Annotated in this window: 23 protein-coding genes and 1 tRNA gene; 12 read left to right on the top strand and 12 right to left on the bottom strand. The window is 56.2% G+C overall.

Annotated elements, in window-relative coordinates:
* Nucleotides 1-200: 200 nt before the first annotated feature.
* Together LN415_07740 and LN415_07735 are read right to left on the bottom strand one after the other, a co-directional pair.
* Nucleotides 201-2,957: a hypothetical protein gene (locus LN415_07740; GenBank protein ID MCJ2556978.1), complete on the bottom strand. Its 2,757-nt coding sequence runs from the start codon at nucleotides 2,955-2,957 to the stop codon at nucleotides 201-203.
* Nucleotides 2,958-2,990: 33 nt separating this feature from the next.
* Nucleotides 2,991-3,665, bottom strand: a complete 675-nt coding sequence (locus LN415_07735; GenBank protein ID MCJ2556977.1) for a diphthine--ammonia ligase — start codon at nucleotides 3,663-3,665, stop codon at nucleotides 2,991-2,993.
* Between the two features lie 113 nt (nucleotides 3,666-3,778).
* On the opposite strand from LN415_07735, the gene LN415_07730 reads away from it, so the two are divergent.
* Both LN415_07730 and rpiA read left to right on the top strand, forming a co-directional pair.
* A complete protein-coding gene (locus LN415_07730) occupies nucleotides 3,779-4,483 on the top strand; it encodes a creatininase family protein (GenBank protein ID MCJ2556976.1) in 705 nt (234 codons plus the stop codon).
* On the top strand, nucleotides 4,480-5,148 hold the full coding sequence (gene rpiA / locus LN415_07725; protein MCJ2556975.1) for a ribose-5-phosphate isomerase RpiA: 669 nt from the start codon (nucleotides 4,480-4,482) through the stop codon (nucleotides 5,146-5,148). Before LN415_07730 ends, rpiA begins: the two co-directional genes overlap by 4 nt.
* Here rpiA and LN415_07720 read toward each other — a convergent pair whose 3' ends face one another.
* A complete protein-coding gene (locus LN415_07720) occupies nucleotides 5,149-5,517 on the bottom strand; it encodes an ArsR family transcriptional regulator (protein MCJ2556974.1) in 369 nt (122 codons plus the stop codon).
* Nucleotides 5,518-5,680: 163 nt separating this feature from the next.
* On the opposite strand from LN415_07720, the gene LN415_07715 reads away from it, so the two are divergent.
* The 7 genes from LN415_07715 to LN415_07685 all read left to right on the top strand — a co-directional run bounded on the left by LN415_07715 (nucleotide 5,681) and on the right by LN415_07685 (nucleotide 8,710).
* Entirely contained in the window at nucleotides 5,681-5,959 is a 279-nt protein-coding gene (locus LN415_07715) for a 50S ribosomal protein L44e (protein ID MCJ2556973.1), read from the top strand.
* 1 nt (nucleotide 5,960) lies between these two features.
* Complete coding sequence (locus LN415_07710; GenBank protein MCJ2556972.1) at nucleotides 5,961-6,146, top strand: 30S ribosomal protein S27e; 186 nt, start codon at nucleotides 5,961-5,963, stop codon at nucleotides 6,144-6,146.
* Nucleotides 6,146-6,925 (top strand): translation initiation factor IF-2 subunit alpha, encoded by a 780-nt coding sequence (locus LN415_07705; protein MCJ2556971.1) that lies wholly within the window; start codon nucleotides 6,146-6,148, stop codon nucleotides 6,923-6,925. The genes LN415_07710 and LN415_07705 overlap by 1 nt, the downstream gene beginning before the upstream one ends.
* A 2-nt stretch (nucleotides 6,926-6,927) precedes the next feature.
* Nucleotides 6,928-7,086, top strand: coding sequence for an RNA-protein complex protein Nop10 (locus tag LN415_07700; GenBank protein ID MCJ2556970.1), 159 nt, complete (start codon nucleotides 6,928-6,930; stop codon nucleotides 7,084-7,086).
* A 4-nt stretch (nucleotides 7,087-7,090) separates the two neighbouring features.
* On the top strand, nucleotides 7,091-7,846 hold the full coding sequence (locus LN415_07695) for a proteasome assembly chaperone family protein (GenBank protein MCJ2556969.1): 756 nt from the start codon (nucleotides 7,091-7,093) through the stop codon (nucleotides 7,844-7,846).
* A 53-nt stretch (nucleotides 7,847-7,899) separates the two neighbouring features.
* Entirely contained in the window at nucleotides 7,900-8,586 is a 687-nt protein-coding gene (locus LN415_07690) for a DUF835 domain-containing protein (GenBank protein MCJ2556968.1), read from the top strand.
* Between the two features lie 49 nt (nucleotides 8,587-8,635).
* Nucleotides 8,636-8,710 (top strand) — tRNA-Glu (locus LN415_07685).
* Nucleotides 8,711-8,842: 132 nt separating this feature from the next.
* On the opposite strand, the gene LN415_07680 is transcribed toward LN415_07685, so the two are convergent.
* From LN415_07680 to LN415_07655, 6 genes are all read right to left on the bottom strand, one after another.
* Complete coding sequence (locus LN415_07680; GenBank protein MCJ2556967.1) at nucleotides 8,843-10,234, bottom strand: dihydrolipoyl dehydrogenase; 1,392 nt, start codon at nucleotides 10,232-10,234, stop codon at nucleotides 8,843-8,845.
* A gap of 68 nt (nucleotides 10,235-10,302) precedes the next feature.
* Entirely contained in the window at nucleotides 10,303-11,466 is a 1,164-nt protein-coding gene (locus tag LN415_07675; GenBank protein ID MCJ2556966.1) for a hypothetical protein, read from the bottom strand.
* Nucleotides 11,467-11,552: 86 nt separating this feature from the next.
* Nucleotides 11,553-11,906, bottom strand: a complete 354-nt coding sequence (locus LN415_07670) for a hypothetical protein (GenBank protein MCJ2556965.1) — start codon at nucleotides 11,904-11,906, stop codon at nucleotides 11,553-11,555.
* Nucleotides 11,907-11,950: 44 nt separating this feature from the next.
* Nucleotides 11,951-13,168 (bottom strand): cation-efflux pump, encoded by a 1,218-nt coding sequence (locus LN415_07665; protein MCJ2556964.1) that lies wholly within the window; start codon nucleotides 13,166-13,168, stop codon nucleotides 11,951-11,953.
* Between the two features lie 55 nt (nucleotides 13,169-13,223).
* Nucleotides 13,224-14,612: a mechanosensitive ion channel family protein gene (locus LN415_07660; protein ID MCJ2556963.1), complete on the bottom strand. Its 1,389-nt coding sequence runs from the start codon at nucleotides 14,610-14,612 to the stop codon at nucleotides 13,224-13,226.
* A gap of 245 nt (nucleotides 14,613-14,857) precedes the next feature.
* Entirely contained in the window at nucleotides 14,858-15,205 is a 348-nt protein-coding gene (locus LN415_07655) for a helix-turn-helix transcriptional regulator (protein ID MCJ2556962.1), read from the bottom strand.
* Between the two features lie 155 nt (nucleotides 15,206-15,360).
* Between LN415_07655 and LN415_07650 the strand changes: the two genes are divergently transcribed.
* Complete coding sequence (locus tag LN415_07650) at nucleotides 15,361-16,179, top strand: undecaprenyl-diphosphate phosphatase (GenBank protein ID MCJ2556961.1); 819 nt, start codon at nucleotides 15,361-15,363, stop codon at nucleotides 16,177-16,179.
* 49 nt (nucleotides 16,180-16,228) lie between these two features.
* Here the strand turns inward: LN415_07650 and LN415_07645 are convergent, their stop codons facing one another.
* The 3 genes from LN415_07645 to LN415_07635 all read right to left on the bottom strand — a co-directional run bounded on the left by LN415_07645 (nucleotide 16,229) and on the right by LN415_07635 (nucleotide 19,138).
* On the bottom strand, nucleotides 16,229-16,873 hold the full coding sequence (locus LN415_07645) for a hypothetical protein (GenBank protein MCJ2556960.1): 645 nt from the start codon (nucleotides 16,871-16,873) through the stop codon (nucleotides 16,229-16,231).
* A 61-nt stretch (nucleotides 16,874-16,934) separates the two neighbouring features.
* Nucleotides 16,935-18,671 (bottom strand): PEP/pyruvate-binding domain-containing protein, encoded by a 1,737-nt coding sequence (locus LN415_07640; GenBank protein ID MCJ2556959.1) that lies wholly within the window; start codon nucleotides 18,669-18,671, stop codon nucleotides 16,935-16,937.
* 71 nt (nucleotides 18,672-18,742) lie between these two features.
* Nucleotides 18,743-19,138, bottom strand: coding sequence for a secondary thiamine-phosphate synthase enzyme YjbQ (locus LN415_07635; protein ID MCJ2556958.1), 396 nt, complete (start codon nucleotides 19,136-19,138; stop codon nucleotides 18,743-18,745).
* Nucleotides 19,139-19,366: 228 nt separating this feature from the next.
* Here LN415_07635 and LN415_07630 point away from each other — a divergent pair, with 228 nt between their 5' ends.
* Nucleotides 19,367-19,888 (top strand): hypothetical protein, encoded by a 522-nt coding sequence (locus LN415_07630; protein ID MCJ2556957.1) that lies wholly within the window; start codon nucleotides 19,367-19,369, stop codon nucleotides 19,886-19,888.
* Nucleotides 19,885-20,712, top strand: an 828-nt coding sequence (locus LN415_07625) for a tyrosine-type recombinase/integrase (protein MCJ2556956.1), incomplete at its 3' end; no start/stop codon positions are given. The genes LN415_07630 and LN415_07625, both read left to right, overlap by 4 nt.

Genomic DNA, 20,712 nt, shown 5'->3' with positions numbered 1-20,712 from the left:
ACGTTCACCGAAAAGTCATCTAACGCGACTATCTGGCCAAAACGAACCGTGACGTTCTTCGACGATATCACCGCGGTCGGACCTTCTGGCGAGGCACTCTCGTTTGCACCGTTCATCAAGTAACAATAAGGCATACAACCTCATTTCCTTTCTGTTTGGTCCTGGCGGGCCCACTTGTCTTTTCTTACAGATCATCGGTCCTATGGATTGACGACCCAATCGGTGTCCCCCGAAACAAGAATCCAGTAACCAGAACCCGTCCTGAAGTAGTCGGAGGGCGTCATCTTCTTCAGATGAAACGGGGGAGCGGTCTCGTACGCCTGGACCTCGATTACGGGCAGACCGGCAAGTGCGTCAGAGAGCCTCCTGTCCGTTAGGGATGGGTATCCCACGAAATTCCAGCCCGTGAACAGGCGGATCGCCGTGGGTGGAGCGACGACGCCTTCTATGTCCAAGTCCACGTCCTCCGCGGCCTCGATCCACAGGGCCATTGTCTCGTTCGCCTCCGTCAGATCGGAATACCCTTTCCATGTGGTGTACTCCATCCACGGGTCGTCGCTGAAGTTCGAGCGATAGTACCGCACCGTCGTGTACTTCCCCGATATGGATGAGAGAATGGCGGTCAGGTCATTTGAGAGAGGTATCAGAGGAAGGGATACGAGGTTCCACCCTTCCCTCAGAGGAATGCGATACATCGACGGGTCAATCTCGACGACAACATATGCTTCGTCATTGTCAGGGTTCTCGTCACCTGCGAGCAGTGTCCGGGCAACGATCTTGAACGTCCCGCCCTCCACGAACTTGTATCTCCAATCCACGGCCTGGCTCAGACCCGGCTCCAGGAATGTGGCCACGATCTTCTGTTCGGGACCGTACACCAAGGACTCCTGGGGGTAATCGGCCATTACCACAAGGTCATCGATGAACCATCCCGTCTCTGTGTAGAGCGGGTCCGACGAGAACCTGAACCTCACCTGAACGTCCGTCCTGTTGGTGAAGTCCGAGATATCGAAGCTGAACTTCTGGAATCCCGATGACACCAGACCGCTGTAGCTGGCAAGGACCTTCCACTCCCCTCCGGAGCCGACATCGATGCTGGCGAAGTCGTAGGAGTCCTCCGTATGGAGCTTCTGGTAGAGGTGCAGAGTGGCGCTCGAAGCGCCTTCCAGGCTGAATGGCGGTGATCTCAATATCTGGTGCGCTCTGTTGGGGTATCTTCCGGTGCCGTCGTTCCCCATCCACCAGCTGTAGGATCCGTTGTGCGACTGCGCCGTGACCCTGTGCCACTCGTACGTCGATCCGGGGCCGTCGTAGTCAATCACAGTCCACGAGGGGTCTGAGATCTCGGCTCCTTCCTGCAGCACGATTTGTGGGACGGGCGCGCCGAGCCTCCTTATCTCCATAGACGTTTGGAATCCAAACTCAGGGTGCTCTCCGAAGTTCTCTGCGACGGAGTTGAAGGAGTAGTTACCCATGGGATACGTCTCCCGGTGCTCGAAATACCCTACTGCGCTCATGCCGATGTCATGGGCATACGGAACATGGACCACAAGTCTCAAGGAGTCCGACACTCCGAGGTAGACCGCGGATGTGCCATTGACCCAGATGACGTGATCTCCCGATGCGGCGAAAGATGGAACCTGAACGGTCAGCGTGACCTGCGTGTCCTGACTGGGGAGGAGGGCGGGTGAGTCCTCGTCGAGCGATATGGACCAACTCGGGAGGGAGGAGTGTGTCAGAGAGTACAGATTGGAGTCCTTGCCGTCGTTGAGAACGGTGATGTTGAAGAAGCCCGTCTCGGTCCTTTGAATGGTCATTCTCTCGACCTCGGCCGACAGGGACAAGTGGTTCATGACCTGGAACGGACGGTCCGCTATCTCCAGAAGGAAGAGCGCCGCGGCGAGGTTGTCCTCGCAGACCGGAAGAATCTTGTCCTCCCTCGGATGGAAGCGGTCGTATGGGAACGACACTGCCGGGTCCACATCGTTTCTATGCGGGTAGAACTCAAACGTGAAGGAGAGGATCCCCATCTCGCCGTACAGCCAGTCGTCGTCGGTCCCGGTCGTCAGATAGAGGTCGCTGGCCTTCTGTGGTGTGTACCCAGGGTAGCTTGAACCTGCCTTGTTCGTGACTCTGTTCGACATCTCCGTGGCCAGCGTGGAGAGGATGTCGTCGTCCTCGGTGATGTTCACCGTGTTCCCCCACGGGTATAGAATCAGCTGGGAGTAGGTGTGATATGATATCGCGAAGACGAAGTCGTGCTGCTTGACGAAGTCCCTAATGGCGCTCGTCTCGAGCTCGGAGAAAGGTCCCGACCCTCTGTAGGTCTGTGTCCCCGTCAAGTCCCTGGACCCCGCGCCTCCCCACATCCAGCCGTAGTTCCTGTTGAGGTCGGTCCCGTACGTGCCGTCTCCGTTGGGGGAACGGTTCTTCCTCCAGTTCATGTAGGATGTGGGATCATCACCACCGTCGTACGTCCGCCCGTCCGGGTTCACGTTGGGGATTATCCAAAGCTGTCTCCCGTTGACCATGTCCGTGATCGTCATGTTGACTCCGTAGCCGTCCGTCAGGATTTCGATGACGTAGAGGCAGAACTCCAGCGTCAACCACTCCCTCGCGTGATGCATGCAGTTGAAATAGACCTCTGGCTCGTCCTCCTCGATCTGCGGATTGTCGGATATCTTCATCGCCCAGATGTCTCTGCCCTCGTATGTGCTTCCGATCGAGATGAGAGAGACTATGGGGGAGTGGTCGGCGACGACCTGATTGAGTTCCGTGACCATCTCGTCGTAGGTATGGTAGTCCGTCACGCCGTCCGACGGATCCACCGGACCGCCGGACGCGGGCTCGAGCAGCGGGGAGATGCTCTTCGCCTGCTCCTCGGGAGTGATTGCGGGCGAGCTCGAGGAGATGAACAGAAGGATCAGTACGATGGGAATCAAAAACGTTGACTTCATGCGTATGGCCCTGTTCTGCATATTGGCGTCCACCTAAATAAGATTGGTCTTGTCCATGAGGGAAGCCTTCTGGATCATGTAGATGCCTCTCATGCCGTCCCACTCACGGGTAGCCTCCTCGACGTTCAGCCTTCTCAGGAAGTTGGGGCCGTCCACAACGAGGGTCTCATACTCTCCGCCCTCGCCGGAGACATTGAATCGGGTCCTCTTGCTGAGAGCGATGAGATCGTCCAGAACATTCCCCGATAGGGTCCTTCCGAGCCAGTCCTCCGTCAAACCCTCGGCAGAGACGCCGACGATGACGATTTCAAAGCCCGCCTTGACCTCATCCTGGAGGACAGCCTCCTGGGACCTCCTCCAGAGCGGGGCGAAGGTCCTCAGACCGATCCTGTGGCAGATCTCGTTGATCCGCGTGTACTGGTAGTCGGACGCGATGGCTCCCATCACGAGCCCCTCAACAGCAAGGTCTCCGAGCACATCCTCGAGAACGTCGAGTTCGTCATCCGATCCCGCGTTCCGCTTGACCAAGGGGATGTCGAGGGCCTCCGAGTGAAGCTCCGTGAGCTCGATGTTCGGGAAGTGGAACATCATCGAATCCGCTTGCGGGACGATCGTGACGAGCCGTTCAACGCTCCAACCCATCTGCTGGGCCAAGTAGAGGGCGTGGGTGGAGTCCTTCCCGCCTGAGAACAGTGAAGCGACTTTCATTCGGCATCACGCGCCATCACGCGCCATCACTTACTCCGATATGACTCTTGTGGGTCGGAATGAGCGCACCCTAAGCTTTTTGTGGGTCTCAGCGATTAGCCTAGGGGGAACTGATGCTTCTCGATGAGATGACCACGCAGGAGTTCGCGGAGAAGGTGAAGGAGGACTCGGTGGTCATAGTCCCGATCGGGGCGGTCGAGGAGCACGGTCCACATCTGCCGCTCTGCACCGATTCCATCCAACCGGAGCACGTTGCACTCGAGATAGCGAAGAGGACGGGAGCGTTCATCGCCCCTCCGATACGGTATGGGAACTGCTCCACCACGAGGAACTTCCCCGGTACGATATCCATAAGCTTCGACACCATGCGAGCCCTCGCATACGACGTGATAAGCGAGCTTGCCAGGAACGGGTTCGGAAACATCGTCCTCCTCTCGGGTCATGCGGGAGGAATGCACATGGCCGCCCTTCGGCTGGCCGCGAAGGATGTAGTGGACGAGAGAGAGGCTCATGTGATGGTCGCGTCGGACTATGAGGTCCTCTACCGATCGAACAAGGTGGAAGAAGGCGACGGTCATTCGGGGCTTCTTGAGACGTCCCGCGTGCTTGCGATCCGTCCCGACCTCGTGAGACCTGAGAGGCCCAAGGGCAAGAGCGAGATACCGCCCTACGTGGTCCTGAGGCATCCCGAGGAGTACTGGAAGGAGAGCGTGAGCGGGGACTCATCCGGGTCGACGGCAGAGAAGGGCAAGGACTTCAACGACTTCGTAATCGACGAGCTGTGCAGGATGATTGAGGAAATGAGGGGTTTAAAATGAGGAGACTGAAGCGACTGGCGGGAGAAGCTGCCTGCGATTATGTGAAGGACGGAATGGTGGTCGGTCTGGGCACTGGCAGCACCGTCCACTATACAATCAAGAAGCTGGGGAGAATGGTGGGCGAGGGCCTCAGGGTGATAGGCATACCGACATCTATCAAGTCGGAGAATCTGGCCCGCCAATGCAAGATACCGCTGTCCAGCCTCCACGAACATCCGAATGTGGACATCTCGATAGATGGAGCGGATGAGGTCGACCCCAAACTGAATCTGATCAAGGGGATGGGAGGGGCTCTTGTTCGCGAGAAGATAGTGGCGAGCGTCTCGCGGAGACTGATAATCGTCATCGACGATGCGAAGCAGGTCTCCAGGCTAGGCTCGAAGTCCCCCGTTCCCGTGGAGGTGCTTCCATTCGGTTGGAGTACCGTCCTGAAGAGACTGGAGAAGTTAGGCCTAGAGGTCGAGCTCAGAAAGAGCAGGAAGATTCCCTTTGTGTCCGACAACGGGAACTACATACTCGACTGCAGGTTCAAGGAGATAACCTCCCCGAAGAGGTTGGAGAGCAGATTGAACAACATCCCAGGCGTCGTGGAGAACGGCCTCTTCGTGAATCTTACCAACCTTGTGCTCGTCGGGACCGATATGGGTCTGAAAACAGTTCGATAGCTACTTCGTCAGCGAGCGAAGCTCGTTCATGTTCCTCACCATTCTCTCGATCTTCTTGTCCTCCTGCTTCTTGATCGTTGATACGATCCTGCTGAAGGATTTCGAGATGCGATAGGCATGAACGGGCCTTCCCTTGCCCTCCTTCTTGATGTCCCGTTTGGTGACCCATCCTCTCCGACGGAGCTCCTGCATCGCGAGAGAGACCTCGGGCTGCCTCAGTCCGGTAGCCTTCTCGACTTGGACAGAGGTGGTCTCATCCCTCTTGGAAAGGATGACAAGAGTCTTGGCCAGATTCTTGGACATCCCTGTGAAGATGAGCTTGTCGATTATATCGTTGTCCAGTCGACTCAGTCTCATCTCCCCCTGCATATGCGAGTCACCATGGCAATTATTATTCTGCCAATATATAATTTTTGCGATTCAAGTCCGCGTCGCCCGAGCGGCCGCCCCACCGGGCCAGTCCAGACCGGTGGGCACAGCCCAAACCCTAAATATGAGTTTGTTGTATAGCAGGTTTCACGAGGTCTGAAGGATGAAAATGCCCCGCAGGATAAACGGATTCTGCCCTTCGTGCAACAAGCACACCAAACTTGAGATAGAGAGAGTCAAGACAAGACCAAGGAGCGAGTTCAAGAAAGGTCAGCGGAGGTTCAGAAGGGTCATGGCGGGCTATGGAGGATTTCCGAGGGCCAAGTATGAGGGAAGGGAGAAGCCGACAAAGCGCGTGTACATACGCTATCGCTGCAAGGAATGCGGCAAGGCTCACCATCGTAAGTGTTTCAGGGCCAAGAAGTTCGAGCTGGAGGACTGAGATGGTCGATTTGCCCGGACCGAAAAGCAAATTCCTTCAGGTCCGCTGTCCAGACTGCCCGAACGAGCAGATAGTCTTCGACCATGCATCCACGAAGGTCACCTGTCTCGTTTGCGGGGCGACGATTGTGCGACCCAAGGGGGGGAAGGCGGAGATTAGAGGAGAAGTCGTGAAGGCCGTGGAGTAATGGCTGGGCTGCCCACGTTTCCCGAGGAAGTAGAACTCGTCGTCTGCACCGTGACGAACGTGAAGAACTTCGGTGCGTTCGTTTCCTTGGACGAGTACGAGGGGAAGGAAGGCTTCATACACATCGCCGAGGTGGCCACCGGCTGGATCAAGTACATCAGGGACTACGTTCGTGAGGGTCAGAAGGTCGTCTGCAAGGTTCTCAGGGTCGACCCGTCCAAGGGTCACATAGACCTTTCCCTGAAGCAGGTGAACGAGCATCAGAAGCGGGAGAAGATCCAACAGTGGAAGAACGAGCAGAAGGCGCACAAGCTGCTCGAGCTCGTGGCAGAGCGCGGCGGAAAGGACCTCAAGGAGTTCGAGGAGGAGCACGCGGGAAACCTCATCGAGAAGTTCGGCAGTCTCTACGGTGCCTTCGAGGAGGCAGTCTTCGACGAGAAGACGATGAAGGAGGAGGGCTTCGAGGGAGACTGGGTGAAGACGTTCGTTGACGTTGCCAAGGAGAACATCCAGCCGCCCTTTGTCAACATAGACGGGTTCTTTGAGATCAGTTGTCCTCTGCCCGACGGCATCGTCCATATACGTGAGGCTCTGGCCAAGGCCGAGAAGAACAAGAAGGCGGAGGTGTCCGTACAGTACATGGGGGCTCCGAGGTACAGACTTGTCGTGACGGCCCCGGACTACAAGACCGCGGAGGAAGAGATGAACCGGACCGCGGAGAAGGTCATTGATCACCTAGTCTCAGTCGGCGGGGAAGCGAAGTTCAGCAGAAAGGCGTAAGTATGCGCACACTCATCAGAAAATGCAAGGATTGCGATATCTACACTCTTGGGGGAGGGTGTCCCAAGTGTGGGTCCTCCACTGGCATGGCCTTGCCGCCCAGGTTCTCTCCAGAGGACAGGTATGGCAGATTCAGAAGGCAACTCAAGCTGCAGAGGTGAGAGAATGGAAGACATAACGATTGAGTATCTGGAAGAACCGAGTCTGAAGAATCCGATCTTCATCGAAGGCTTGCCCGGCGTGGGGAACGTGGGGAAGCTCGCAGCGGAACACTTGCTGGGCGAGCTGAAGGCCAAGAAGTTCGCGGAGATATATTCGAAGCACTTTCCCCCTCAGGTCGTCGTCGATGACGGTGGGATTATCCGGCTAGTGGGTAACCAGCTCCATTATGTCAAGCGGAAAGGGGATCGAAGCGACATCGTAATACTCGTCGGCGACTTCCAAGGGCTGACGCCCGAGGGGCAGTACGAGCTCTCTGACTTCATCATGAACACGATCCTGGACATGAAAGTGAAGAGGGTCTACACGCTCGGCGGCTACGGTGTCGGGAGGATGATCGCCACCCCAAGGGTCATAGGCGCCGCCACTGACAAGTCTCTCGTGAAGGACATGAAGAAGCTCGGCGTCGTCTTTCCCAAGGGGGAGCCCGGTGCGGGTATAGTCGGAGCCAGCGGTCTTCTGCTGGGCCTGGGGAAGATTCACGGATTGGAGTGCATCTGTCTCATGGGCGAGACATCCGGATACTTCGTTGACCCGAAGAGCGCACAGTCTGTTCTGGAAGTGCTGCAGAGGGCTCTCAATGTTGAGCTCGATTTCGGCAGCCTGGAGGAGAGGGCGAAGCACATAGATCAGATCGCCTCCTCACTAAAGGATGTGGAGGAGGAAGCGGAGAGGAAAGAGGACCTCGGCTACTTCGGGTAATCCCCACAAGGTTCATTATTCGCCGAATGCTTATCCATTCGATAATGGCGAAGATGAGTCCTAAGAAGGCATATCTGAAAGGATACGAGGACGGCTTGGAAGAGGCGTGGGACGACGTCATGAAGCTCACGACGAAAGGATACACGATGTCGGAGTTCAGGATAATGGCGAATAGCAAGAAGGCCACTCTGCACCAGAAGGTGGAGGGCAAGTCCAGGGAGATCGAGTCCTTGACCTTCGAGGAACCTGAGGCGGAGGAGCACGGTGAGATCGGAGAGCTGAGAAAGGGCGGGAAGTACATTATCCGCGAGGCGAGACCCGAGAGAAGTCTAGAGCTGTTCTCCTCTCTCGTCCAGGAATGCGGAACGGGGCTCGGGATTACGAGGATGCACCCGGGCACGCTTGAGAAGAGGTTCCCCGCCGAGGGCGCCGAACTCATATGGCTCACGAAGGCCGAAAGAGGTGAGGAATCGTTTCCATACCTCTCTCCGACCAATCTCGTCGGTATCCTCTCGAGCATATCCAAGTATCTGAACGAGAGGAAGGGGAGTCCGGTGCTGCTCGAGGGGGTCGAGTATCTCATAACTCAGAACAGCTTCGACGCCACTTTGAGATTCATGCAGAAGGTCAACGAGTACGTCACTCTCAGCAAAGGTATACTCCTTCTCCCCGTCAACCCGTCCGCGATGGAGTCAAAGGACTATCACCTCCTGGCGAGGGAGATGACCGGCGAGTTTTGAGCGGCCCGCCAGAAAACGATATATAAACGGGTCATATTGAGCACTTGACGCTCCCGTAGTGTAGTCCGGTCAATCATTCGGGCCTTTCGAGCCCGACACCCGGGTTCGAATCCCGGCGGGAGCATCCCCCTTTTCTCATTCTTAAGTCACAGATATAGCCAAAAAGTCCGGCAATCGAAGCTGGAGTCGCGGTTCCTGTCAGCCTGCACTCATCTTCTCCGTTCTGACCGCGGAACTGACGAGCTAGAAGGGACTATCATTGGCTATGAGCGTGCTCTCCCACGGCTCTCAACCTTCCGAAAGCGTTCACCACCGCCTCACTGAGGGCAGGGTGTATCGTTTGGGACACTGCAAGTGGCATGTAGTCCTGACCTCCCGCGTTCATGAGATAGACCAACGGCTGGACAAGGATCGCCGCATGCGGACCGATTATGTGAGCACCCAGTATCCTGCTTGTCCCCCTTTCCACAACGACCTTGACAAATGCGTTCTCCTCGCCCATCGCATAGCCCTTGGCGACATCGTAGTACTTGTTCACGCCGATGAGTATCTCATGGTCCTTGGACGCCTCCGCCTCCGTCAGGCCGACGGAGGCAACTTGGGGATATGTGAACACAGCACTCGGTACCGCATGCTCATCCACCGCACGCTTGTGCTCGGTGAAGGCGTTCCTCCAGACGATGTCCGACTCGTAGTTCGCCGTGTGCCTGAACATGTTCCTTCCAATGGCATCGCCCAATGCCCAGATGTTCTCCTTTGTGGTCTGCAGGTATTCGTCCACCACGATCCAGCCCCTCTTGTCCGTTTGGACACCCGTTTTCTCCGGCCTGAGAATGTCAGAGTTGGACCTCCTTCCGGCGGCAACGAGTATCATTTCAGCGGGGAACTTGTACAGCTTGTCATTTGAGCGATTCCTCGCAACTATAACCCTCTTGTCTTTCTCGGTCGTTGCGCGGAGCACCTCGTGATTGGTGTAGACGCGACAATACTTGGACATCTCATTCTTGAGGAGGTCCGATATCTCTGGCTCCGCCTGTGGAATGAGCCTCGGGTTTCTCCCAATGATAGTGACCTTAACACCGATGCTCGAGAAGAAATGCCCGAACTCCGCTGCGATGTATCCGCCACCCACGATCGTCAGGCTGTTCGGCGGCTTCTTGATGTCGAAAATCGTCCTGTTTGTCTCGTACCCTACGTCATCCAGTCCGTCGATCCGTGGGATGAGAGGCCGGGCTCCAGCTGCGATGACAATCTTGTCCGCTCGTATCTCGTCCTTACCGGCCCGCATAGTGTAGTCCGATACGAAGGAGGCATCCATGTTGTAGAAATCCAGGTTCTCTGTCGCCCCAACCCCACGCTCCATCTCATGCCTTCCATCCAGAACGATCTTCCACGTTCTCTTCATGATGAGATCGAAGTCGACCTTCTCCAGCTTCAGATGGACGCCGATCTTCTTCGCGTGCTGTGCGGTCCGTATGACGTCCGCGGGGTAGATCATGACCTTGGACGGTATGCATCCCCTGTTCAGGCATGTGCCGCCCAGAGGGCCGTTGTCAATCACCGCGACCTTCATCCCCTGCGAGACGGCAGAGGAGGCCACATTCATCCCGGCCCCGGAACCTATCACAATGAGATCATAAGTCTTCATATCCACACCCTCGCCGTATCCAGCTGTTCACCAACCTAAGTTCCCTACTTATCACTTGCGCGGCTTCTCTATAGGATCCCTGTCGCCCTCGTCAACTCCGTCACGTTGCTCTTGGTGAAGAACCCATCGAAATCGGCGTATCGGTGGATGTACTCGGTCACGAGCATCGAGTTAGCGGACGGCTCGGTGAACGTCTGTTTCAAGCCTTCTTCTTCCGAGCCAACTAGTTCTAGAAGGAACCTCAGCCCCTCTGTTTGAAGCGAATCCACGACGTCCTCTATCCTCGACGTGTTCCAGGCCAGGTGGTGGACTCTCGTTCCGTAATCGACGATGAACCTCTCGGTGGGTTCATAGGCAGCTGAGAGCCCTTGATACGGGACTATCCCCGTTGTGAAGACCTGGGCGTAGTCCTGGCCCACCATCCGAGTCACATTCGTGATGGAGTTCAGGGACTTCACGTAGACTGACATGTGGAAGTAGTAGGGGAGAAGCGTCAGCCATTCCTTGATCGCCTCTATCCTGTCATTGGCACGCACGCGTGTCGCCGTGTGGTCCAGATAGTCCACATACTGGACGAAGTCCTTCGTCCCCTCGTCAAGGTCGATATGTGCCACATCGTCCGTCTTTCCCATGTAGTTCCGATCATCGGTCTCCCACTGGATGTAGCCGACCGAATTCCCCGAGAACTCAGACGGCGTCGTCTGGAGAAAGCGGTAGTTCCCAGTGTCGAGGATGTTGTCCGTGAGGAAAGAGACGCCCCTCGACTTCTGGACCTCAAACAGCTTCTCTATGTCGTTGACCTCGAACACGAAGGTCTCCAGTCTCGTGTTGGGATTCTCCCTCGTCATCTCCCCTGAGTTGAACCTCGCAAAGGGATTCTCCAACTCCCCTCTCGCCTCCTTCACAATGAACCTTGGCGGGTGCTTTGGGGACATCACACACCAGAGATGGTCCTCGCTCTGATAGCACCCCGAAGGCACGAGCGATGTCATGCCCCGGAGTTCGTTGACAGTGTCGGCCATCCTCCCTGGGGCGACCTGGATGATGACAGAGTCAATGGCCCCGACGAGCTCACTCAAGCCCAATGCCTCGCTCTCTCTGGTGACGGCCTCGGACTCCTCAAGCAGCCTTTCCTCCTCGAGGACCGCCACCTGGTGCTCATCGCCACAATTAGGGCATTTCTTCTCGGGGGTGTCAAAAACGTCTCTGCAAATCGGACAGGCGAGCTTCATGCAGTTCAACCTCAAGAGCTAATAACCTGCTCATTTTAAAGAGGTTTGGCACTCTGTGAGATTGAAATCAGCGAGACGCCTTGCCGTCAAAGGACGTTGTTTTCCATGAGGACCTGCGCCGCTTCCCCCGCCGCGCTCGTCGACAGTGTGAGAGCCTCCGTCGTCGCCCTCGTGGCCTCCGAGAAATTGGACATGTCAATCTCATTGAGGGCCAGACCGAGCTTCTCCGCAACGGACTGAAAGAAGGGGGACTGAGCGGTGTTCACCGCCAGATTCGCCTCCATGAGAACGGCGTTCAAATACGAGGTCAGAATCCTCTTTCCGCCCGATATCTCCTGTGTCAGTGTGGACGTTTCCTGAATCAGGTTGTTTGCTATTATCAGTTCCGATTTCAGCCTCTCAGCGAATTGGTATATCCTGATGGCATGTCTCAGATCCATGCCCAGGGATATGCTTGAATGCTATTTTGATTTTCCCTCGGAAGTCAGCGGTCGGGTGAGAAGCTGTCTCTCTGTTCGAGACCCTTGGAGCATATCTCCTCGCAGATGCTGCAATCCTTCTTGCAGGGCTCAACGTGGACTTTGACCTCGAATCCGTCGAGTTTCAGTCTGATGTCATCGGAGAGGTTGTGGACGAGTTCGTGCATTTCCTCGACACTCATCTCCCCGTCCACTATCACGTGCAAGTCGATCTCGCCGCCCCTCTTGCGGGGCGCGACTCTTATGTTGTGCGACGACAGAATCTCGTCGTAGCGTTGGACCATCTTGGCGACGAGCTCTTCCAGGTCCTCCAGGCCCTCAGCTGCCTCGGTGGGTTCGACATGAACGGTCGGCGCAACCGTGAACTCCTCCTCTATGGAATCCTCCACCTCGGTCGCTATCTCATGGGCATCTTTGGCCATGATCCCCTCCTCGACGGCTATGTGAAGCGACATGACCTTCCTCGTCCCGTATTCGTGGACCCTCACCTCGTGAGCATCGGTGACACCTTCGACGGCCTCCGCGATCTGAACCACTCTCTCGACAACCTCAGCGGGCGGGGCTCTCCCCAGAAGCTCACGCCCGGCCTCCTTCACGAGCTTGATGCCTGTGATGACGACGGCCAGCGCTACGAGGATGCCCAGGATCGGGTCCACGACCCTGAACGCATCATCCATCATTGTCAAGTAGATCCCAGCGGCTATCACAACGGAGATGATGGCGTCGAATCTGTGGTTCCACCCATCCGCGATGAGGACTCCGCTATCGATCTTCCTTCCTATCCTGAATGCGAATTGCGCCATCAGTTCCTTGACCCCCGCAAAAGAGAGGATGAGGACAGAGGCAATCGGTTGAGAGCTTATCGCGGGTTCCGCAAGCCCCTGCACCGAGCTGAAGAGGATTGCGATCCCCATGACTATTACGAGAGTCGCCACGGCCACGGACAGTATCTGCTCCGCCCGGGCATGTCCGTACGGGTGTTCGAGATCCGCCTCCTTCTTGGCCAGTCTGAACCCAAAGAGAATGACAAGGGAGATACCGACATCCGTCATGTGATTCATCGAATCGCCAAAGAGCGCTATGCTGGAAATCAGGAGGCCAATCGCGAGTTTCGACGCGAACAGCGAGCCGTTCCCGATGAGACTGACCGTGGATTCCAAGGTGCCGTACTTCGCTCTCACAGCGGGGTCTGTCGGGTCCCCATAATCAGGAATGATGGACAAGTATGGCTTTCAAAGCCCAAGGAGGATTTAAGGATTGTGCCGACGACCCAGGCTCCTACTCCTGCTGCAGTTTGACCACCGTCAGCGGGAACGGGATGTCGATGCCCTCCTCCGCGAACCGCCGATTTATCTCCGTCCTGAAATCGCTCTCCACCTTCCCCCTATTCGTCAGCTTGTCCACCCAGCATTTGACCATGAAGTTCAGGCTCGAGTCTCCGAACTCAAGGAACCTCACGAACGGGGCAGATCCCTCGTCCTTCAGGACGTTCGGGTGGGAACTCGCAATCTCGAGGAGAAGCCGTTCCACCTTCTGGACATCGGCTCCGCATTCGACCCCAACATCAACCCTCGCACGGCTTCTCTCGTCCGGTCGCGTCTCGTTGAGGATCTTCATGCTCGCGACCTTGTTGTTTGGCAGGATTATGATGTTGTGGGCGGATATGTCGTACATCTTCGTGCTCCGCAGACCCACGTCCAGCACTCTGCAGGTCTCGCCCGACTCCAGCACGAGCCTGTCTCCCACCGAGAACGGTCTGTCCAGCATGATGTGTATTCCGCTGAAGAAGTTGCTCAGGGTATCCTGAGCCGCAAAAGCGATGATCAGCCCCAGGACGCCCAGTCCCGCTATGAAGAAAGTGATGTCATAGCCGAAATACTGGATGACGAAAACGAAGCCGACTATGATGATCACGACGGCGCCTATCTTGTCGATGATGGGGACGAGCCTGTCGTCGAGCGTGGACTTAGTCTTCCGAGCGAGGCTCTTCCCGTACTGGATGAGGACTCTTCGGAATACATGAAATGACACCCATGTGAGGAGAAGGATGATGAGGACTCCGTAGACAGTCTCCAGCACTGACGTGATGTCCTTATCTAGGCCCAGTATGCCAAGGGAGGAGAACGCCCCGATGATGACGATGATGGCGAAGATGGGGCCTTTGACGAGCTCCACTATAGTGTCGTCAATCACGTTCTCCGTCTTCTTGGCCCTTCTTCCCGCTGTCGGAAGGACGATCGCGATGAGCAGCAGTCCGATCGCCACCCAAATGAGCACTGTGATGAGAAAGGCTCCCCACCTGTTGTCCAGAGGTTCAGGGAGGAAGTTGTCGTAGACCCCGAGTATCTTCCCGAAATGGCTCACCTCAGGTGTCCTCCCAGTCAACTGTATGTAGACGACGAAATCCTCGCTGTCCATGTCCCCGGTGTCGATGTCGGAGACCTCCACGCTCAACGTGAGCAGGACCTCTTCCAGATCCGTCTCAGGAGGGGACCTGAACAAGACTCCCACGAGGGTGTCGTTGCCGGGGTTGAGAATGAACTTCCCTGGCTCCACGGTCGCAGAGAAACCGTCTGGTAAGGTCCCGGCTGTCGCATTGACGTAGTAAGGCGACGTGCCGTTGTTGAAGAGTATCCACCTGTATGAGGCGCTCTCACCCAGATCCACGGTTTGACTTGAAGAGTCCGCAGGAAACACTAGTATATCACTTGAGCCAACAGCGTTAGCGGAGATATGGTCCGGAACCGTCAGAAGCATGCAAGCCAGGAAGACTGCCGCAAGTATCGCACCTGTCTTTCTCATAGGCTACGGTTCGATACTGGATGAACATATAAATGTTCCTTCTGTTAAATCAGAGGAACTCAATTTGCCTTGGCGGAAAACAGATCGTCTAGACCCCTGGGCGACCCGCTCTACAGCTTCCTGAGCATTCTCTTGACCTTTTGCTCACCCACTGGGGTAATCCTGTATTTCTTCTCGGGCGGGAACTCGTTCTCCTTGAGGCTCTCGACGTATCCTTCTTCCTCGAGGCTCAGGAGATCTTCCTCAAGTAGGGCCTGGTTCGGGGCTGTCCCCATTCGTTTCAAGTCCTGGACAATACCCTGGAGCGACATACCCTCATCGGCATCGTGGAGAGCCTCCAGAATCCTGTACCATCGATACTCAAAGAATGCTGAACTCTTGAGCGAGATCGCGGACTTCTTTGCCGTGGGCTCGTGGCCTTCGACGTTCCTCGGGTATAATCTTTCCACATCCTCCATGATTAATATTCGCACTCGACTGGATAAGTATTTTTTGGTACGAGTTTTCACAAATGAGATTAATCAATCCAGTGTGGTCCGGGCAGTCCTATTGCGCAATCCTAAAACGAGCGGGAAACATATAAATCGGAGTATCTTCTCCGAAGCTCGGGCCTATGGAACCTATTCATGCCGTGCTCTTGGGCATTGTCCAGGGAATCACAGAGTGGCTTCCGGTCAGCAGCTCAGGCCATCTCGTTCTTCTTCAGGAGTATTTCGGACTCAACGTGCCGGTGTTCTTCGACCTTGTGCTTCACGTCGCGACCGTGATAGTCGTCATCGTGGCGTTCAGGAAGGACATAGTCGACATACTCCGCTCCCTGGCTAGGACATTCAGGCTCAGGAAGGAAGGGCAGGGCTTCCGAGAGATCCTCGCATCCGAAAGGCCAACTCTCCTCGCTTGGCTCATCATCCTCGGGAGCATCCCGACGGCGATTATCGGCTTCGCTCTCCGCGATATTGTCCAGCCCTTGTTCACGAATCCTACCGCAGTGGGCGTTGCCCTCCTTGCGACAGGGGCAATCCTCCTTGTCACGGTGCTGGCAGGTAAGCGGAAGGAGTTCATGACGTCCTCAGATGCGGTTCTTGTGGGGATCATGCAGGGCATCTCGATTATTCCGGGCATCTCAAGGTCAGGATCGATAATCTCAATCGGCATGCTGAGGGGGATGGACCGCGAACTGGCCGCCCGCTATGCCTTTCTCCTCTCCATCCCGGCGATTCTGGGGGCGGCGGCATTCGAGCTCACCCAGGTCATGGGTAGCCAGATGGTCATCGACCTCCACCTCCTGGCGATAGCCTTCCTATCCTCTCTCCTGTTCGGCTATGTCTCCATAAGGCTCTTGTGGTACATCGTCAAGGGCGCCAAGCTCCACTACTTCTCCGTGTACTGCTTCCTTCTGGGATCCCTGGTGCTTCTGTACGGGCTCCTCTGACTCCGCCAGGGAAGGAGAGCTCTTCGAACCCGCAAGGAACGCAGAGCGATCATCGCAGTGTCATCATGACCTTCTCGACCTGGATGGCAAGGATCAGGGAGTAGAACTGCAGAAGGACCGCGACCTTTGGAGGGGATGCCCCGTCTTCTCTCAGGAACGCTTTGAAGAACTCGTCTATGGATACCTGAAGCTCCGCCACGTTCTCTTCCATGAACTGCTTCTTGAAGTCCATCGGAAGTCCCCACAGCCTCTCGTACACCCTGTGGGAGTGGATCCTCAATCTGGCGTTCACGATCTTCTGTGCTCCCGCAACGTATTGTCGACTGCCCAAGAATATCAGGCCCTCGGACAGAGCCCCGAGCAAGATCTTGGGGAGCGATAGCCCGTCCACGCCTGGCAGGACATCCTGGGCTGCAAGAGCCCCTATCGCGGTCAGGTCGAAGATACTCGCCATCTGGCTGTAGTCCTTGGACTCGATCTCCGAGCGCATCTCCACAGAGAACTCGTGGAAGTCCCTCACGACGTCGAGCGCGTCGTCGACCGCCTCTCGGGTCTGGGCGGATTTCTTGTCCTTTCGGAGTGCCGCGCTGGCCTTGAGTGCGTTCAGCTCGCTGCTCAGGCTCCACAGTCCGTCAGGCGATGTGTCCTCGAGAGCGCTCGAGAGCCTCTCGTCCACGACCTCAGCTCTCTCCATCTGAATCTCTAAACGGGTCCCAGATATAAATGTGAGTGGGACGTCGACGGAGGAATCCCGGTCACCTCATCACCGCTATCGCCGTGTGGGACTCACCATCGGCGTATACGTCAACGCCTTCAGGGATTTCGACCAGACGGACATTCTCCGAGTCCCAACGATTCTTGCTCTCCTTCAGGATCCTCTCGTTCAGGTACCCGCCCTTCTCCAGCCAGAGAGGGATGTAGAGTGTGTTCGTCGCCAGCATGTCTCCGAAGAAGTGGGTTCCGTACGAGAGCTCGGGCGAGAAGCGCTTGTAGCTCACCTCGACTATGACCGAGGCGTTGCTGATCTCGGCATACCGGACGGGGATTCCTAGTTCCGGGTTCTGCGTGGCCCACCTGCCGGGACCTATCAGGATGTAGTTCTTGTCTTCCAGCGTCTTGTTCACGCTGCCGATCTCTCGCGCCAGGGTGAATCCTTTCTGGAACTCGTAGGTCTCGTGCGGGATGAAGACGATGTGTTTCAGCCCCCTCTGTACGCCGTTGCCCAGTATCTTCTCCGCCCGGAATATGACTCTCTCCTGCGGGACGTCCTTCGGTATCCTGATCCTCCTGTGCTCCGGTCTCCCCCCAAGGGGTCTGACCTGCAGCAGGTAGAACATCCCCTTCTCCTCTCCGTTCTCATCCGGCTCGAAGTTCACCGCGAACTCGATGTCAACGGGCATCCCAAAGCGCCTTTCCAGGTTTGTCAGAAGGCTCTTCATCAGCGGGATGAAGGGCATGTGTTTATTGCTGCCCAGAATCGCATCGAACGTGGCCAGAAGCCTGGCGTCCTTCCCTGGCAGCACGCTCGCTTCGGTGATGTAGCCCTCCGGAGAGAGCGCTGAGCATATCATGTGAAGCCTGTTGTTCGCCTCCTTGAGATTGGAGATTTGTTCTTCTATGAGCAGTCCCGATCTGAAGTCGAGAACGTCAGCGATCTCCTGTGAATACTTCACGATGTCGCCAACGACCATGCCCTCAGGCCTGAGGCTGGGCAACGTTGGAGAGAAGACCCTTGCATAGTAGCGGCCCACGGCTCTCGTGCCGAGCCCGAGCACCAATCTGCCGACACCATCCTCGGACCTTATCCTGTCCGTCCACGGGTAGTAGTTCCTCGAAAAAGCGACTCCCGCGAACAACGGGTAGTACAATCCATCGGTATAGTGTGATCCCACTAGGCTCTGGATGAGAACGCCCATCCTCTCGTCCTGCCAGGAGATCTTGTGCTTCTTCCGGTATTCCTTGGCGTCGTCACCGAACGTCGACACGTAGACGATCTTTATGGCGGTTTCCAGCTGCGCGATCCTCTCGGCCATCGTGCCATCATTGGGGATGAAGACGGACTGGTACACTCCAGCGAATGAGTGCTTCAGACTGTCCTCAAGGAAGCTGGATGACCTGACCGCGAGCGGTCTTTTCTCCTCCCTCAAAACGCTCCCTATGAACTCGAGGCAGTCTTTGGGCATCTGCCCCGCGATAATCGCCCTGTTCATTTCAGGGACATCTATTTCGTCATCGCACTTCATCTGGACCATGTCGCTTACATTGTTCAGTTCGATGAAGTCGTCGAAGACACTGGTTGCCAGAATCCACGATCGCGGTATTCTGAGCCTGTCCTGGTGGTCGCAGATGACCTCCCCCAGTTTCTCGATCGCCGACTTCGAATACAATAGGCCTATGGACTTCCCGCCCACGGAGCCGCTTCCGAGGAGGTCGAAACCTGAAGGCAGAGAATCGGGATCCACTCTGAAATCGGCGAAGCTTGTTTCTTTCACTCGATTCGAATAGGCACGGTTCCCTATAAAACCTACATGACAGGGGCGTGTCCCAGGGCTTTGCGGGACCGCTATCCGGGGAGGACCTTGACGTGTGCCCGCCTGTTCCTTGGGCCATCGAACTCACAGAAGAAGACGCCCTGCCAGGTCCCAAGGACGAGATCGCCCTTTTCCACGAGGAGCGTTGCGGAGCAGCCAAACAGGGACGACTTGATGTGGGCGGCTGCATTCCCTTCCGAATGGGAGTACCCGTCCTCGAAAGGTATCACCTTGTCGATTTCCATGGTTATGTCCTTTCTCACGCTCGGGTCAGCGTTCTCGTTTATCGTGACAGCGCCCGTCGTGTGAGGCGTGTACACGAAACAGACCCCCTCCCTTATCCCCGAGTCCCTGACTGCCTTCTGGACCTTGGCGGTGATGTCAACGAGTTCTGTTCTCGAGGACGTTCTGATATCTATCGTCTCCATTTCAACCCCGCAGTCCCATTCCGAGCTCCCCTTTTCTGTCTATCGGTTGCAGTGGGAACAAATGACACGAGCTCGTTCGACATAGTCTTCACATGGGTCTTCGTTCTTGGTCACATCTGTAACCAGAGAATCGGCATCCAGCGAGACCCATTTTCGGCTACATATCTAACCGAGCGTTTTTGCCAGTAAATATCAAATACCTGCACTCCTATCCAGTCTCGGATAATCATGGGGAAAACTGAGACTATCAAGGAACGGGCGGTCTATGTTTACCTGCCCTCTGTCCAGATGAAGGAGCAATGGACGAAGTACGCAGAGGGGATGGGTACGAGCCTGTCCAAGTTCGTGATGGAATGCGTGAGGGAGTATGTTGAGCAGAGGGAGGACTCCGCGTTCGTGAAGCGAGGAGAACTCGTTCGTGAGACGGGGAAGCTCAGGGAGAGGGTACGAACCATCTCCGAGGATCTAGAGGCTCGTAATGCGCTCATAGCCCGCCTGGAGGAGGAGATCCGTAGATACAGGGCACAGATATTCTCGGACAAGGAGTTCCAGGGCATCAGGACATACGACAAGAGACTCATTGAGGTTTTGAAGGCAGGCACTGCAGTCTCCGACGACAATCTCCTCGCAGAGCTGGGAGCCGAGCCACGAGACTCGGATGCGGTCAAGTCAATCGCGGGTCAGCTGGAAGGTCTGAGGGCATACGGTCTGGTAGAGAGAACTCCAAAGGGATGGAGGTGGATGGGTTGAGTCTCTCTCAATCCTCGATTCCATCAGAGGACGACCTCATCGAATCCTTCGAGGAGGACCTCACCCTCAGAGACCTGGGAGGGGAGGCGAAGAGACACTATCTGGCATGCGTACGAATCGCTTCGAGCTTCCTCGGTCGTCGCGGGAAGAATCTTCTCGACCTTCAGGACCTCGACGTCCTTCGTGAGTTCCTGACCTACTTGAAGAAGGGTCGAAAGGTCTCGACCACGACGGCACATCACTATCTCAGCGCCCTCTCCTCCTTCTGTGACTTCCTCATACTCGAGGGACGTCTTCCAGCCAATCCCATACCCGCTTTTCGAAAGCGCTACCTTCCGAACCGCCGCTCCGCTCAGAACGCGTCCAGAAGGAAGGTCATATCGTCCGAGGAGATGGGACGGCTGATAAGCTCCGTCCTGAGCCCGAGGGACAAGGCCATCCTCACCGTTCTCGCGAAGACGGGTGTCAGGAGGGGGGAACTGGCATCCATCGACATCGACGACATAGACTGGGAACGAGGGTGCATAAACCTCAAACCGAAGAGAAAGAGGACGAACAGGCTGGTGTTCATGGACGAGGAAGGTCTCCGAGTCCTGAGGTCCTGGGTCACGGTTCGAGATTCCTATCTGCAAGACCTGGAGGAAGGAGCCCTGTTCGTGGGAGAACCCGGCAAGAGACTCTGCACCCATTCCGTCTACCTGATAGTCACCAAGCACGCAGGACGTCTCGGCATCCACGATTCCGAGAGCGAGGATATCGAAGGCAGATTCACGCCCCACTGCTTCCGGCACTGGTTCACAACTATGCTCCGGAGAGGGGGGATG

It is taken from the genome of Candidatus Thermoplasmatota archaeon, assembly GCA_022848865.1.
Lineage (GTDB): Archaea > Thermoplasmatota > Thermoplasmata > RBG-16-68-12 > JAGMCJ01 > JAGMCJ01.
Note: the sequence above shows the minus strand (reverse complement) of the source record. Positions and strands in the feature narration are given on the sequence as shown.